General features: G+C 64.9%; 12 protein-coding genes. 5 read left to right on the top strand and 7 right to left on the bottom strand.

Going from position 1 to position 14,396, the window contains the following annotated elements; translation table 11 throughout:
• Window positions 1-452 precede the first annotated feature (452 nt).
• From MUB52_RS18800 to MUB52_RS18815, 4 genes are all read right to left on the bottom strand, one after another.
• The gene (locus tag MUB52_RS18800; RefSeq protein WP_263845697.1) at window positions 453-2,081 is read right to left on the bottom strand and encodes an MFS transporter; all 1,629 of its coding nucleotides are present in this window, start codon (window positions 2,079-2,081) and stop codon (window positions 453-455) included.
• Window positions 2,078-2,674 carry a histidine phosphatase family protein gene (locus tag MUB52_RS18805; protein ID WP_263845698.1) on the bottom strand — a complete coding sequence of 199 codons (597 nt, stop codon included), beginning with the start codon at window positions 2,672-2,674 and terminating at the stop codon, window positions 2,078-2,080. The genes MUB52_RS18800 and MUB52_RS18805 overlap by 4 nt, the downstream gene beginning before the upstream one ends.
• A 19-nt stretch (window positions 2,675-2,693) precedes the next feature.
• Complete coding sequence (locus MUB52_RS18810) at window positions 2,694-4,661, bottom strand: amidohydrolase (RefSeq protein WP_263845699.1); 1,968 nt, start codon at window positions 4,659-4,661, stop codon at window positions 2,694-2,696.
• A 70-nt stretch (window positions 4,662-4,731) separates the two neighbouring features.
• Window positions 4,732-5,439 carry a hydrolase gene (locus tag MUB52_RS18815; protein WP_263845700.1) on the bottom strand — a complete coding sequence of 236 codons (708 nt, stop codon included), beginning with the start codon at window positions 5,437-5,439 and terminating at the stop codon, window positions 4,732-4,734.
• A gap of 235 nt (window positions 5,440-5,674) precedes the next feature.
• Between MUB52_RS18815 and MUB52_RS18820 the strand changes: the two genes are divergently transcribed.
• From MUB52_RS18820 to pobA, 4 genes are all read left to right on the top strand, one after another.
• Window positions 5,675-6,637, top strand: coding sequence for an AraC family transcriptional regulator (locus MUB52_RS18820; protein ID WP_263845701.1), 963 nt, complete (start codon window positions 5,675-5,677; stop codon window positions 6,635-6,637).
• Window positions 6,638-6,864: 227 nt separating this feature from the next.
• A complete protein-coding gene (locus tag MUB52_RS18825; protein ID WP_263845702.1) occupies window positions 6,865-7,224 on the top strand; it encodes an antibiotic biosynthesis monooxygenase family protein in 360 nt (119 codons plus the stop codon).
• Window positions 7,225-7,338: 114 nt separating this feature from the next.
• Window positions 7,339-9,387: a putative bifunctional diguanylate cyclase/phosphodiesterase gene (locus tag MUB52_RS18830; protein WP_263845703.1), complete on the top strand. Its 2,049-nt coding sequence runs from the start codon at window positions 7,339-7,341 to the stop codon at window positions 9,385-9,387.
• 72 nt (window positions 9,388-9,459) lie between these two features.
• Window positions 9,460-10,629, top strand: coding sequence for a 4-hydroxybenzoate 3-monooxygenase (gene pobA / locus MUB52_RS18835; protein WP_263845704.1), 1,170 nt, complete (start codon window positions 9,460-9,462; stop codon window positions 10,627-10,629).
• Window positions 10,630-10,695: 66 nt separating this feature from the next.
• Here the strand turns inward: pobA and MUB52_RS18840 are convergent, their stop codons facing one another.
• The 3 genes from MUB52_RS18840 to MUB52_RS18850 form a co-directional block, all read right to left on the bottom strand.
• Window positions 10,696-12,096 carry a TRAP transporter large permease gene (locus MUB52_RS18840; protein ID WP_263845705.1) on the bottom strand — a complete coding sequence of 467 codons (1,401 nt, stop codon included), beginning with the start codon at window positions 12,094-12,096 and terminating at the stop codon, window positions 10,696-10,698.
• Window positions 12,096-12,725, bottom strand: coding sequence for a TRAP transporter small permease subunit (locus MUB52_RS18845; protein WP_263845706.1), 630 nt, complete (start codon window positions 12,723-12,725; stop codon window positions 12,096-12,098). The genes MUB52_RS18840 and MUB52_RS18845 overlap by 1 nt, the downstream gene beginning before the upstream one ends.
• A gap of 61 nt (window positions 12,726-12,786) precedes the next feature.
• Window positions 12,787-13,803 (bottom strand): C4-dicarboxylate TRAP transporter substrate-binding protein, encoded by a 1,017-nt coding sequence (locus tag MUB52_RS18850; RefSeq protein ID WP_263845707.1) that lies wholly within the window; start codon window positions 13,801-13,803, stop codon window positions 12,787-12,789.
• Window positions 13,804-14,167: 364 nt separating this feature from the next.
• Here MUB52_RS18850 and MUB52_RS18855 point away from each other — a divergent pair.
• On the top strand, window positions 14,168-14,396 hold a 229-nt coding region (locus tag MUB52_RS18855), incomplete at its 3' end, for an acetyl-coenzyme A synthetase N-terminal domain-containing protein (protein WP_318527443.1).

The raw sequence follows: 14,396 nt of genomic DNA on the forward strand, positions 1-14,396 counted from the left end.
TGAGCACCGCCGAGTAGCCCAGCCCCATCGGGGTTGCGGGAACAACCGATGCAAAACGCACAGACCCCAACGGCGCCCAGGCGGTGGCATCCAAGTGGATCCCGTTCTGTTGAGGCGCCATCACGATAACAAGGGCGACCGACAGGGTGACGAAGATCGGCGCGGCGATGAGCCGCGCCGCCCATTGCTGTGCAACACAACCGGGCAAACTGCGGTGCCATCTCTCGAACGAGCTTTCACGGTCCCGCGCGATGCTCACTCCGAACGGAAAAACCCAACAGCCAGAACGGCACGGACACAGAAAGAGGCCATGGCCGAAGTCGCCCATGCTCCGCCTCCGCTTTGCGCGCCAAAGAAGGTGTAGAGCATCGCGGGAAAGAGGATTGTCGAGATCCAGCCGGCCGGGTGCTCCCGCGTCAGATCGCCTGCGGATCCCCGGGGCGAGAAGGTGATCAGCTCACGTCCTGCTTGGAATGCAGCGCAAGAAAGTGACGCGCCGCCGGGGCGCCGGCACCGCGATGCAACGCCTGCACCTCGGCCTGGATGTCCCGATCCGCGCGGCTGACGCGCTCATGGTGCCGCAGATGGTTGATCCAGGAGGTCTCGAACCAGGTCTCGACGAAGCGCTCCGGCTCCTCGGCGTCCTGCATCAACGTCCAGCCATAGGCGCCGCCACGACGCCGGGCCCGGGCCAGATCGCCCATCAGACGCCGAAAGCTCTTCTGGTCCTCTTCGGCGATTTCATAGCGGATCTGGATCATCACCGGCCCACGGTCGTCGGGATGTGGCAGCGTGACCGCCGGTTCAGGCCAATGGCCCGAAGGCGCGAGGTCAAGCGCCTCGCCTTGGCCGAGCTTGGCATGCCAGGTGGCCGGAATCAGCAGGAGCGCGCCCGCCGCCGCGACCACAAGCGCCACGGGTATGCCCCAGAGGTTTGCCACCTGCCCCCAGATCAGGCTGCCGCCGGACATCGCGCCGAAGAACACGGTCAGAAAGATCGAGAGGCCTCGCGCGCGGACCCAATCGGGCAGCGCCGTCTGCGCCGAAACATGCAGCGAGGACAGCACGGCGATCCAACTTATCCCTGCCAGACCGGATGCGCCGACAGCGATCACCGGGTTCGGGACCACGGCGAAGGCCAACAGCACCAGCGCTGTGCCGAGCGTTCCCACCCCCACCGTCAGGTCCGGACCAAGCCGCTTGCGCAGCGCGGGCAGGATCAAGGCGCCGGCGACCGCACCCGCGCCGACCGACGCCAGCAGCATCCCATAGAGCGTCGGGCCCCCGTCGAGCACCTGCCGCGCGATCAGCGGCAACATCGCCCAATAGGCGCTGGCAAAGGCGAAGAAGGCCGCCGCGCGCAGCAGTGTCGCCCGCAATGGCCCACTGTTGGCGGCATAACGCAGCCCCGCGATGATTGCGCCGCCCACGTGTTCTCGCGGCAACCTGCGCGCCGGTTCGGGCGGTGGTCTCCACCACCAGAGCGCGGCAAGGATGGCGAGAAAGCTGGCGGCATTCACGGCAAAGGGCGACCACAGCCCGACGGTGACGATGAGAAACCCGGCAAGTGCAGGCCCGATGGCCCGGCTGACGTTGATCCCCATCGAATTCAGCGCGATGGCCGACCCCAGGGCCTCGCGCGGCACGAGCTTCGGCACAATCGCCTGCCAGGCTGGCGCCAGAAAGGCCGCACCTGTTCCGATCAGAAAGGTGAAGACAAGCAGGAGGCCCGGCGTCATCGCGTCCAGAGCCACCAAGGCGGCCAGAGCGCTGACGACGATGAAGGTAAGGCCATTGACCACCAGCAGCATCCTGCGCCGGTCCACGATATCCGCCACCGCACCGGCCAGCAGCGCAAAGAGAAAGACCGGCAGCGTCGTCGCCGCTTGAACGCCGGCGACCACCAGAGGCGACGGCGAGAGCTCGGTCATGAGCCACCCCGCGCCGACATCGTTCATCCAGGTGCCCACATTCGAGACCACGGTGGCGACCCACAGCACCGCGAAGGGTGTGTGGCCGAACGGCGCCCAGGGGGAGGTCGGTTGCGCAGCGGCGCTCTCGGCTGAGGTACGGTCGGTCATGATGCGTCCCAGTCCTGCGGTTGCATGACGCCGAGGATCTCGAACCCTGCCGCCCCGCGCGGCACCAGGATCACCGCATCGCCTTCGCCGAGGCTGACACCGGCAACCTGCGCGATGTTCGACCGATGCGAAACGAGAATTCGGTTGCGCCCATCCGGTGAGGGGGCCGAGAGCTGCTCTTGCAGAAAGGCGATGCGCGCGGGATGGCCTGCGTCATCCGACAGCAGACCCAGCAGTTCCGCGCGCTCGCTGACGCGGCCAAAGGCGATCTCGGCCATGTCGCGGCAGCGGGCGAAGGGGCTTGCCATGACCTCGCCCACCGGAATGGCCGCGCGCCGAAAGGCATTGCCGATCCGGCGGCTGTCAGCGATGCCCTCTTCCGACAAGAGGCGCTGGCGCTCACGCGGCCAGTCCACCCGATCAACCCCGGACCAGGTGGTCGCGGCGTGGCGGAAATAGATCACATGCCCGCCCTCACGCAGGGCCGCGATGATCTCTCGGGGTGTCGCCTGCGCCAGCACCGGTGCCGCCAGCGACACCCAGATCGACACGGCCAGACACAGGGCAATCGCGGTTCGAATGGCACGGATCATGACCCCTCTCCCGACCGCGTCAGACCGCAAAGCACGAACACCCGAGCGCACCCCAGAACGAACGCTTGGCATCCTCGCGGATCGGCAGAGGTGTCGCCCAGGCGATCTGATGGTTATGGCCATGCATGCCGCAGCCGCTGGTACAGCCGTCGTGACAGGCGCGCGCAAACTGCGTCGCCGGCTGCTGGGCCGCGGCGGCCCGCTCCGCCGGGCTGGGCAGCGCGTTGACGGGGCTCCAGTCAGGGGCGGCGGGCGGCAGGGGTGGATCGAGCTCGGCGTAGTCCCCCGCTGCGTAGACGATCCGGCCACCCAGCACGGTCAGAACCGACGACATCTGCCGGATCTCCTCCGCCGGAACCGACAGGTAGTCGGCCGAGAGCACTGCCAGATCGGCATATTGGCCCGGCGCCAGCGTGCCTTTCACATCCTGCTCGCCTGAGAACCAGGCAGAGCCATGGGTGTAGAGCCGCAGGGCCGTCTGCCGATCGAGCGTCTGCGCTTCGGGATAGAGCCGCAGGCCACCCAGCGTGCGCCCGCTGGTCAGCCAATAGAGCCCCACCCAGGGGTCATAGGACGCCACGCGGGTTGCATCGGTGCCGAGACCGACCGGCAGATCCATCTCCAGCATGCGGGACACGGGCGGCGTGACCTCACCGGCGCGGGCGCCATAGCGCTCCACGAAGTATTCCCCCTGAAACGCCATGCGATGCTGGACCGCAATTCCACCGCCCAGCGCTTTCACCCGCTCGATATTGCGGTCGCTGATCGTCTCCGCGTGATCGATGATGAACCGCGTCTGGAACGGCGTCCCCCCGTTGACCCGCTCGAAGACCGTAAGGAAGCGGTCGATGGTTTCATCATAGGTCGCGTGGATGCGAAACGGCCATGCGTTGGTGGCAAGAAGCTCGACGATCTCCTCCAGTTCGGCTTCCATGGTGGGCTCGGGGCTGGGTCGCGGCTCGAGGAAATTCTCGAAGTCCGCTGCCGACCAGGTGAGGTTCTCGCCCGCCCCGTTCATGCGCAGCATCGCGTCGCCCGCACCCGGTTCGGTCATGCCGATCCAGCGCTCGTAGTCGCTCAGCTCCTCTCCCGGTGTCTGCGCGAAGAGGTTGTAGGCGATGCGCACAGTCAACTGATCGTCATCGTGCAGCCGCTGGATGACGTCGTAGTCCTGCGGGAAGTTCTGCCCGCCGCCGCCCGCGTCGATCACCGAGGTGATGCCGAGCCGGTTCATCTCGCGCATGTAGTGCCGGGTCGAGTTGATCTGCTGGTCCACCGGCAGGGCCGGCCCTTGCGCCAAGGTCGAATAGAGGATGAAGGCCGAGGGCGTGGCCAGGAGCAGACCCGTCGGTTCGCCGTTCGGCCCACGCTCGATCGTGCCGCCCGGCGGGTTGGGGGTGTCGGCCGTGATGCCAAGCGCCTGCAGGGCCGCGCGGTTCAGCAGAGCGCGGCCGTAGAGGTGCAGAATGAAAACCGGCGTCTCTGGCGCGGCGGCGTTGACCTCGTCCAGCGTCGGCATGCGGCGCTCGGCGAACTGAAACTCGGACCAGCCGCCCACCACCCGCACCCATTGCGGCGCCGGCGTGCGCTCGGCCTGCTCGCGCAGCATTCGCAGCGCATCGGCGAGCGAGGGCACATTTTCCCACCGCAGCTCCATGTTGTAGTTCAATCCGCCGCGGATCAGATGTGTATGGCTGTCGTTCAGCCCCGGGATCACCCGCCGGCCGGCCAGATCGATCACCTGCGTCTCCTCGGTTGCCTGCGGCATGATCTCCGCGTCATCTCCGACCTGGGCGACGAGGCCGTCCCGGATCAGAATCGCCGAAGCCTCCGGCGTGGCGGGGTCGAGCGTGGTGACGCGCCCATTGTGCAAAATCATGTCGGGGGTTTGGGTCATGGTCTGGCTCCGGGCGGCTTTGGCTCCGATGTTGGGCAGCACGGCGCTTGCGGCGGCGCCCTGAACAAAGGTTCGGCGGCGGATCGGCATGGGGTTTCTCCCTGCTGTGGCTTCGGGGTTGGGATCGGCAGCGTGGTGCGCTGCCGAAAGCGACGCGCGGCTATTCTGCCGCGACGGGGCCCGAGCTGGCGGGCACCGGATCCTGAACCGGGCCGCCCGCAACCCGCGCAGGGGCCTTGTGAACATGGGTGTAGGCATAGTCGATGCCCATCCCGTAAGCGCCGCCGTGCTCCTTGAAGATCGCCATCAGATCGTCGTAGGTGTCGCGCCGCGCCCAGTCGCGCTGCCACTCGAGGATTGTCTGCAGAGTGGTCATCGGCACGACCCCGGCCTGCACCATCCGCTGCATCGCGTAATCATGCGCCTCAAGCGAGGTGCCACCGGAGGCATCGGCCACCATGAAGATGGTGTAGCCCCCTTCGGCCATGGCCGAGAACGCAAAGCTGTTGTTGCAGACCTCGGTCCAGAGGCCCGAGACCAGCACGTTCTTGCGCTCCGGCCCCGCGGCGCTCAGCGCATCTCGCACCTTCTGGTCGTCCCAGGAGTTCATCGATGTGCGCTCGAGGATCGGGTCTTCGGGAAAGACCTCCAGCAATTCGGGGTAGACATAGCCCGAAAAGGACTGTGTCTCGACCGTGGTGATGGTCGTCGGAATACCGAAGAGCTTTGCCGATTTCGCCAGCATCACGACGTTGTTCTTGAGGATCTGCCGGTCGATGGACGACACGCCGAAGGCCATCTGCGGCTGGTGGTCGATGAAGATCAACTGCGAGTTCTCTGGGGTCAAAAGGTCGGGCGCTGTGGTCATCGGACGTCTCCTGTTGATGCTGTGATGTTCCACTGGAATGCAGCACTGGCGCATTGGATCGCGGAGAGGCATGAGGGGCCCCTGCCCCGCGCCTGAACGCCATCTGCGTGATAAGCGTGATATGCGAGCAGCGATGTGCGATCGCTTTCAACAATGCGGCAAGTTTTTCAACGATGTGCGAAAACCGGACGCCATGCGCTTGAGAGGGATCGGGTGAGACCCCAGTATTGACCTCATGAAACCCGAAGACACATCGCGCCCCACGCTCCAGGATCAGCGCTTCTTCATGCCGCCGCGGACGGAGCTTTCCATGGTGCCCTTCGGCGGCCCGCCCACCGCCGATTTGCCCGAATGGGGCGGGGTCGCACGCGCGCCGGGGCTGAAGTTCATCCTTCATCCGCCGCTGCATTTCGAAATCGCCTACCGGATCCCAGAGTATCTGATCTTCACGCCCTACGCCCGGGCAGTGGTAGATGTCTCGGTGAAGGACGGGCCCGTGCGCCAACAGGCCTGGCCCGCAGGCTCGGCCTTCATCGTTCCGCCTGAGACCACGATCCGCGCGCGCATGGCCGATCCGGTCGAATTCCTCTGCATCGCGGTCGAGGAAACACGCGCCAATTCGGTGTTCGAGCGGACCGCGCGCGGGCGGCCCTGGGCCCCCGAGTTGATCGCCGACTTTTCCGATCCGGGCTTCACCGCGCTGCAACTGGAAATCCGGCGCTCGCTGCTGGGGGATCCCCTGGTCGAGCCTACGTACCTGGAAGCGCTCGCCGACGGTATTCTGGCGCGCATCGGCTGCCTGCTGGCGGGTTCGAACATCGGGACCCGAACCAAGGAGGCGATCTCGCCCAGCACGCTGCGGCGCATCGTGGAGCACATCGAAGCCCATCTGGGCGAGAAGCTCGTCGTCGAAGAGCTCGCCAGGGCCGCGGGGCTGAGTCGGTCGCATTTCACCCGCGCGTTCCAGAGTGCCGCGGGGGAATCGCCGCAGGAATACATCATTGGCCGGCGCCTCTGCCGCGCGCGCGACCTGCTGTCGGATACCGATCGCGGGATCGCGCAGATCGCGGTGACCACCGGCTTCTCCAGCCAGGCGCATCTGTCGAGCACCTTCAAGAAGCGGCTGGGGGTGACGCCTGCGCGATACCGCGAGGCCTTCAGCGAGCGACGGGCCAAAGGCCGCGACGGTGATCAGTGACCTGCGCCCGGTGGCGCGGATGTGATTGGCCATTTCGCCCCGCATGCCCGATGATCGGCTCTCGCCCATGGCACCTGTTCGAGTCCACGCCGCGCGACCAATGCGACCGACCGCAGCCGCCTTGCGGAGCAGCCGCGCGACTGACGTCATCGCGCAGTCGTAGCGGTTTCTGCTAAGCGAAGACCGAACCTTTTGAAGCTGGCATCCACGCCACACGGAGAGCAGATGTGATCGCAGTGATTTTTGAAGTTGAACCCGCCGACGGTCGAAAGGACGACTATCTCGATGTCGCGGCCAAGATGCGGCCGATGGTGGACGAGGTCGAGGGGTTCATTTCCGTGGAACGGTTTCAGAGCCTGACGGATCCGAAGAAGCTCCTCTCACTCTCGTTTTTCGAGGACGAAGCCGCTGTTGCGCGCTGGCGCACGCTGGCCGCGCATCGCGCAGCCCAGGACGCCGGGCGCGATGGTCTCTTTTCGGACTACCGCCTGCGGATCGCCGGGGTGATCCGCGATTACGGCATGGTCGACCGCGCCGAGGCCCCTGCGGACAGCAAGGCCCGCCACGAGGCTGGCAGCGCCGCCTGAGGTCCGAAAAATACGACTTAAATGCGGCGACTTATCCGGATGCACCCTATCAAAGTATTTACCCGTTTGGTGTGAATTCGACCTTTGTAACCCGTGCCGAGTGCCACATCGCCGATGAATCGTCTTATCGAGTGCATCACCCACGAGCACAATCACGCCCTGGTCGTGCTTGCAGGGATCATCTGCCTGATTGGAAGCTGCCTGACCGTGCTGCTCGGCCGCAGGTTGCTCGCGGTCTCCGGTCCGCGCCGTCTGATCCAGCTTGCGCTGACCAGCGTGATCGGCGGGGCCACGATCTGGTCCACCCATTTCGTCGCGATGCTCGCCTACGAGCCGGGGATCGAACACGGCTATGAGCCGGTTGCCACCGGCGTCTCCCTGCTGGTGGCCGTGCTCGGGCTGCTCGCCGCCAATGCGGTACTGAGCTTTGCGCCGAAGGGTGTCTATACCATCGTGGCCGGGGCGATTTTCGGCCTCACGGTCTCTGCGATGCACTACATCGGCATGTCCGCCTACCTGCTGCCCGGGATCATCCTCTGGGATCAGTCCGCGGTGGCGGTCTCCGTGCTTCTGGGGGCGGTGCTGGGTGCTGCGGCCTACCATAGAATGGCATTTCCGGTGACATCCTACTGCTGGCTCGGTGGGGCTGCCTTCATGGTCCTGGCCATCTGTGCGATGCATTTCACCGGCATGAGCGCGATCGAGATCGAACTCAGCCCGCTCTACACGGTGCCGCGGCAGGTGGTCTCGGACGAGACCCTGAGCCTGCTTATCATCGGTATCATGGCGCTGGTGCTGCTGGTCGGCTTCGCCGCGGTCAGCATCGAGACGAACATCGAGGAAGAGGCGCGCGGCCAGCTCGAACAGGCGGCCCTGCATGACCCGCTGACCGATCTGCCCAACAGGATGCATCTCAACCGGAAGATAACCGAGCTGTCCACACGGCTCGATAATGATGCGATGGAGCGGCTGGGTGTGCTGGCGATTGACCTGAACATGTTCAAGGAGGTGAACGACGTCTATGGGCATTCCGCCGGCGACCAGGTTCTGGCGACGGTCGGCAGGCGGTTCGCAAGCGCGCTGGAGCCCGATGAATTCCTGGCGCGCACCGGCGGCGATGAATTCGTGGCGATCAAGCGCGGCATCCGGCGCCCCGATCAGGTCGCGGCCTTCGCCGAGCGCCTGCATGCCGCGGTGGTCGAACCGATCACGACCGATGCCGCCTCGGTGGTGATCGGTGCGTCGATCGGCACGGCGACCACCGTTCACGACGGCCGCGTGCTGCACGATCTGCTGCACAAGTCCGATCTCGCGATGTACCGAGCGAAGATGGAACCGGAGCGCCACATTTGCCCCTACAATGCCGACATGGATCGGCAGAGCCGCGACAAGATCCTGCTGATCAGCGACCTGCGCCAGGCCATCGCCAACGACGAATTCGAACTGGCCTATCAGTTGCAAAACGATATCCAGTCTCTCGCGCCAATCGGCTTTGAGGTGCTGTTGCGCTGGAACCACCCCACGCGGGGGCGCGTGTCCCCGTCGGACTTCATCCCCGCGGCCGAGGAATCGGGACTGATCCGCGAGATCGGCCTATGGGTGCTGCGCACGGCCTGCTTCGAGGCCATGACCTGGCCGAGGCCCTACAAGATTGCGGTCAACGTCGCACCACAGCAGCTCGTCCAGCCCTCCTTTCTCGAACATGTGTCCGACATCCTCTTCGAGAGCCGGCTGCCGCCCGAGCGCCTGGAGCTCGAGGTCACCGAGGCCAGCATCATCGACGATCAGGCCCACACGCTGCGGGTGATGCACCGCCTCAAGGAGATGGGCATCGGCATCGCGATGGATGACTTCGGAACCGGCTACTCTTCCCTCGCGACGCTTCAGACCTTCCCCTTCGACAAGATCAAGATCGACCGCAGCTTTGTGCAGAACGTGCATCTTGACGATCAGCGCGCGGCCATCGTGCGCGCCACGCTGCTGTTGGGGGCAGCGCTGAAGATCCCCGTCCTTGCCGAGGGTGTCGAGGTCGAGGATGAGCTCTCGTTCCTGCGCCGGGAGCGGTGCGACTTGGTCCAAGGCTTCTACTTCGGGCGCCCGATGAGCCGCGACGATCTGCACCGCCTCTTCGAGAGGGACGCGCGCCTCGGCAAGGCGGGCTGAGCGAGACCCGCTTCTGTATTGCCACCAGACCGTGTCGGATTATGCTGCGCCGGGGCAAGATCCGGGAGACCCATGCGCACACAGGTTGTTATCATCGGCGGCGGCCCGTCCGGCCTTTTGCTGGGCCAGCTCCTCTACACGAAAGGCATCGACACCGTGGTGCTGGAGCGGCAGACCCGGGCGCATGTGCTTGGCCGCATCCGCGCCGGTGTGCTGGAGCAAGGCATGGTCGGGCTGATGGCCAAGGCCGGCATCGACGCCCGCATGAAGGCCGAAGGGCATCCGCATCACGGCACGCTGATCTCGTACAACGACACGCTCTTTCGCATCGACTTCAAGGCGCATACCGGGACCCAGGTGATGGTCTACGGCCAGACCGAAGTGACCCGCGACCTCTACGATGCCCGCGACGCTGCGGGCTGTCGGACCGCGTTCGAGGTGGAGGCGGTGACGATCCACGACGCGGATCGTGACCGACCGTATGTGACCTACCGCGCGGATGGAAAGACGCAGCGGATCGACTGCGACTTCATCGCCGGCTGCGACGGGTTTCACGGGGTCAGCCGCGCCGCGATTCCCGAGACGGTGCGCAGCGAGTACGAGAAGATCTACCCGTTCGGATGGCTCGGCATCCTCAGCGAAACGCCCCCCGTCGCCGACGAGTTGATCTACGCCAACTCGGACCGCGGCTTTGCGCTCTGTTCGATGCGCAACCCGCACTTGTCGCGCTACTACATCCAGTGCAGCATGGCCGACAAGCCCGAAGACTGGAGCGATGACGCCTTCTGGACCGAGTTGAAGCGCCGCATCCCGGCCCGCTATGCCGACAGCCTCGTCACCGGGCCCTCGATCGAGAAATCGATCGCCCCGCTGCGGTCCTTTGTCACCGAACCCATGCGCTGGGGGCGGCTGTTTCTCTGCGGCGATGCCGCCCACATCGTCCCACCAACGGGCGCCAAGGGCCTGAACACCGCCGCATCCGATGTGCACTACCTTTTCGAGGGTCTGTCGCGCTACTACGCCGACGGTGACGACGAGGGGCTTCGGCAGTACTCCGAAAAGGCGCTCGCCCGGGTCTGGAAGACCGAGCGCTTCAGCTGGTGGTTTTCGTCCATCATGCACCGCTTTCCCGATCAGTCCAACTTCGACCTGCGCATGCAGCATGCGGAGCTTGAGTTCCTGCGGACCAATGCAGCTGCCCAGAAGGCGATGGCGGAAAACTACGTGGGGCTGCCTTACTGACCCGCTCAAGGTCTGAGGCCAGCCGGGGAAAGGCCAAAACCCTGGCTTGGATATTCTGGACGACGCCTAGCCTGCCAACGTGGGCAAAAACAGCACGATCCCCGGGAAGGCCACGAGAAGTGCGATGGTCACAGCATCCGCGACGAAGAAGGGCGTGACCCCCTTGAACACGTCCTGAACGGCGAGATCATCCCGCACGCCGGCAACCACGAAGCAATTGAGACCGATGGGCGGCGTGATCAGACAGAATTCGGCCATCTTCACCACCAGGATACCGAACCAGATCGCGCACATCGGCCCGGACATCCCGAAGGCACTGTCCGCCGCGCTCACGAACTCGCCACCGTTGAGCGCCATGACCGCGGGATAGACCACCGGCAGCGTCAACAGCAGCATCCCGATGGCGTCCATGAACATCCCGAGCACCGCATAGGCAAGAAGAATGCAGATGAGGATCAGCATCGGCGACATCGACAGCGACGTGATCCAGTCGGCGAAGGCCTCGGGCAGTTCCGCAAACCCCAGAAAGCGCACGTAGATCAGCACACCCCAGATGATCGAGAAGATCATGACGGTGAGCTTCGCGGTGTCGAGCAGCGCGTCTTTCAGCTGCCCCCACCGCATGCCCCGGTAGAGGGCCATCAGAAAGATGATGAAGGCTCCGATGGCGCCGCCCTCGGTCGGCGTGCCCCAGGCCTCGCCGAAGGGGTTGTAGACAAAGAAGATGATGATCACGACCACCGCCACGATGGGCAGCGCCGGTGGCAGCGCTTCAAACCGCTCGCGCCACGAAAACCCGCCGACAGGCGGGCCGACGGTCTTGAACAGAACCGCGATGCCGATGATCAGCGTGGCGTAGACCACCGCCGAGAACATCCCCGGCAGGAAGCCGGCCAGAAGCAGCTTGCCCACGTCCTGCTCGACGATGATGGCGTAGATCACGAGGATCGCGGACGGCGGGATCAGCGACGCAAGCGTGCCGCCCGCGGCGACGACACCGGCGGCAAACTGCTTGTTGTACCCGATCTTGAGCATCTCCGGGATGGCGATGCGGGCAAAGACCGCAGCCGTTGCCACCGAGGCGCCGGAGACCGCGGCGAATCCGGCGGTTGCAAAGACGGTGGAGACGGCGAGGCCACCCGGCACCCATGCGATCCAGCGCTTGGCCGCCACGAAGAGCGCGGTGGTCAGCTTGGCGTAATAGGCCAGATAGCCGATGAGAATAAAGACCGGAATCAGGCTCAGAACCTGCGCGGACACCTTCGAATGCGGGGTGAGCCCCGCGATCTTGACGCTGATCTCCACCGCTTTCCAGAACCGCTCCGGGTCATAGTCAAAGCCGTTCCAGCGCAGCCAGACCAGCCCAACAAACCCCGCAAGGCCCGCCGCGAAAGCCACGCGCATGCCCAAGACGACGAAGACGAGCAGGCCACCGCTGACCCATAGGCCAATCTCAATGGGCTCCATCAGTCCGCCCCGTCCAGCGCTTCGGCTTCGAGCCGCGCTTGTTCGGCGACCGAAAGATTGAGCGGCACCGCCACGGGACTTTCCAGCCCAAGCACCAGCGCGCGACCATAGCCCCAGGCCTGCAGTAACAGCCGCAGCGTCAGCACCGCGAAGGCAATCGGCACCACCAGCTTCGACGGCCAGACCGGCAGCCCGATGTCGATCGAACTGTCGCGGCTGCAGAGCGGCCGAGCACAATCGAACGACCGGTCAAAGTGATCCCACGCGCCCCAGGTCAGCGCCACGATCAGCAGCAGGATCAGCAGGACGGAGACGAGTTCGAAGAACCACAGAAGCCGGCCGCGCAAGGCGCTGACGAGCATGTCCATGCGCACATGGGTGCCATCGCGCTGCACGTAGGAAATACCCATGATCGCGATGATCGGCATCGCGGCCTCAATGTAATCCACATAGCCGGCCAGGGGTGAGCCGAAGAACTTGCGCCCCGTGACCGAATAGGCCGCGAGAAACATCAGCGAAAAGATCGCCAGCCCGCTCAACAGGGCGCAATACCGCTCAATTGGTAGAAGAGTGCGGTCCAACCTGCTGAGCAGGCTGGAATCTTCGAGCACCGCAGCAGATCCCGCCATCGCTCTGCCCCCTTGTGGTTATCGTTGGGGCCGCGCCTCGGTGGGGCGCGGCCCGGATGGCTTAGCTGCCGCCCTTGGCCTCTTCGAGCGTCGTGACCACGAGGTCATAGAGCTCTTGCCCAGGCAGGCCCTGGGCCTCCATCTCGGCGATCCACGCATCCTTGGCGGGCTCGGCCGCCGCCGAGCGGAACTCCGCGATCACCGCAGGGTCGATCTCGACCTTGGTCACGCCCTTTTCCTCGAGCACCGCATCCCAGCGCTTGAGCAGTTCGGCGTAGTTGGCCAGATAGTGATCAATCGCCTCGGGCACCGAGCTGTCGAGTGCCGCACGATGCTCATCCGACAGGGACTCATAGGCATCGATGTTCACGACCACCGGGCAGTTGACGGTGCCGGGGTTCAGGTTCGCGGTCCACCAGTCGGCCTGGTTGATGGTGCCAAAGCTCAGATGTGCGTGCTGGGCAAAGGCGACCGTATCGACGACACCGCCTTCCATCGCCTGATAGGCTTCGGTGGCAGTCACCGAGGTCGGCACCGCGCCAACGGCCTTGAACGCCTCCCCAAGGCCGCCGGTCGCGCGCACGCGCATGCCTTCGAATTCGGCCAGCTCATCGCGCGGCTCACCGGTGCCGACGAGGTTGTACTGCGGCATCGGCGAGGTCATCAGCAGCTTGGCGTTCCACTGCGCCATCTCTTCTGTCGCTGCGGGGTGGGCATAGACCGCGGAGGACACGGCAACCTCCTGCTCGAGGTTCTCCACCCCGAGGAAGGGCAGCTCGAGCACGGTGATCACGCGGTTCTTGTCGGGGTGATACCCGGCACAAAACTGCGCCATCTCGAAGGCGCCGATGGAGATGCCGTCGAGGTTCTCGCGGTTCTTCGACAGCCCGCCATAGCTGACGTTCATGGTGAACTCGCCGCCCGTCTTCTCCGAGACGAGTTCGGCCAGCTTTTCAACATGTTCCGTGAAGGCACGGCGCTTGCCCCAGACCGAGACATTCCACTCGGTTGCGGCAGCTTCCGAGACAAAGGCAAAGCTGATGGCGGCGGCAGCGGCGCCGGACAAATATCTGTTCATGTGGTTTCTCCCTTTTGACGTACCTTATATGGGGTACGCTTGGCGCAAAGCTACCCAAGCGGACCGGGCCTGCCAAGCCCAGAAAGCGCAGGCGCGCTCCGGACCATCCCCGAGCCGCGTCTTCGGTGGTCGCGTCAGGCCTCCTCACCGCCGCCGAACGGCCTCGGAGACGCCATGCCGCCGATAACCCCGCTCTGACGATGCCGCAAACGGCAGAGATCCGAGGCGGTGCTATTGTCCTTTGGGCTTATTCCCTTCCGTCCGATTGGCGTTATGATCAATGCCGGAGGAGAGCAAGACCGGACGGGGTGTTCAGGCGGCGTGCCACTTCTCCTGACAGCCACGACCCAAGGGAGGAGCCTTCATGTCCGACACCGTAAAAGCCGCAAAGACCTATCCGCCGTCGACCGAGATGCGCGCGAATGCGCATGTGGACGCCGAGACATACGCGCAGATGTACGAAAGCTCCATCACGGACCCTGATGGTTTTTGGGGTGTTCATGGTTGTCGTTTGGGGTGGATGAAGCCGTTCAGCCGGGTGCGGGACGTGGATTTCAGCCTGGGCGGCGTGTCGATCAACTGGTTTGCCGATG

This window comes from Roseobacter sinensis, from assembly GCF_025755255.1.
In the GTDB taxonomy this organism is placed as follows: domain Bacteria; phylum Pseudomonadota; class Alphaproteobacteria; order Rhodobacterales; family Rhodobacteraceae; genus Roseobacter; species Roseobacter sinensis.

What these genes read in the sequence shown, in the direction of transcription:
- MUB52_RS18800 (WP_263845697.1), bottom strand. Translation starts at nt 2,081, where the DNA reads ATGACCGACCGTACCTCAGCCGAGAGCGCCGCTGCGCAACCGACCTCC.
- MUB52_RS18840 (WP_263845705.1), bottom strand. Translation starts at nt 12,096, where the DNA reads ATGGAGCCCATTGAGATTGGCCTATGGGTCAGCGGTGGCCTGCTCGTC.
- pobA (WP_263845704.1), top strand. Translation starts at nt 9,460, where the DNA reads ATGCGCACACAGGTTGTTATCATCGGCGGCGGCCCGTCCGGCCTTTTG.
- MUB52_RS18850 (WP_263845707.1), bottom strand. Translation starts at nt 13,803, where the DNA reads ATGAACAGATATTTGTCCGGCGCCGCTGCCGCCGCCATCAGCTTTGCC.
- MUB52_RS18820 (WP_263845701.1), top strand. Translation starts at nt 5,675, where the DNA reads ATGAAACCCGAAGACACATCGCGCCCCACGCTCCAGGATCAGCGCTTC.
- MUB52_RS18830 (WP_263845703.1), top strand. Translation starts at nt 7,339, where the DNA reads ATGAATCGTCTTATCGAGTGCATCACCCACGAGCACAATCACGCCCTG.
- MUB52_RS18815 (WP_263845700.1), bottom strand. Translation starts at nt 5,439, where the DNA reads ATGACCACAGCGCCCGACCTTTTGACCCCAGAGAACTCGCAGTTGATC.
- MUB52_RS18805 (WP_263845698.1), bottom strand. Translation starts at nt 2,674, where the DNA reads ATGATCCGTGCCATTCGAACCGCGATTGCCCTGTGTCTGGCCGTGTCG.
- MUB52_RS18845 (WP_263845706.1), bottom strand. Translation starts at nt 12,725, where the DNA reads ATGGCGGGATCTGCTGCGGTGCTCGAAGATTCCAGCCTGCTCAGCAGG.
- MUB52_RS18810 (WP_263845699.1), bottom strand. Translation starts at nt 4,661, where the DNA reads ATGCCGATCCGCCGCCGAACCTTTGTTCAGGGCGCCGCCGCAAGCGCC.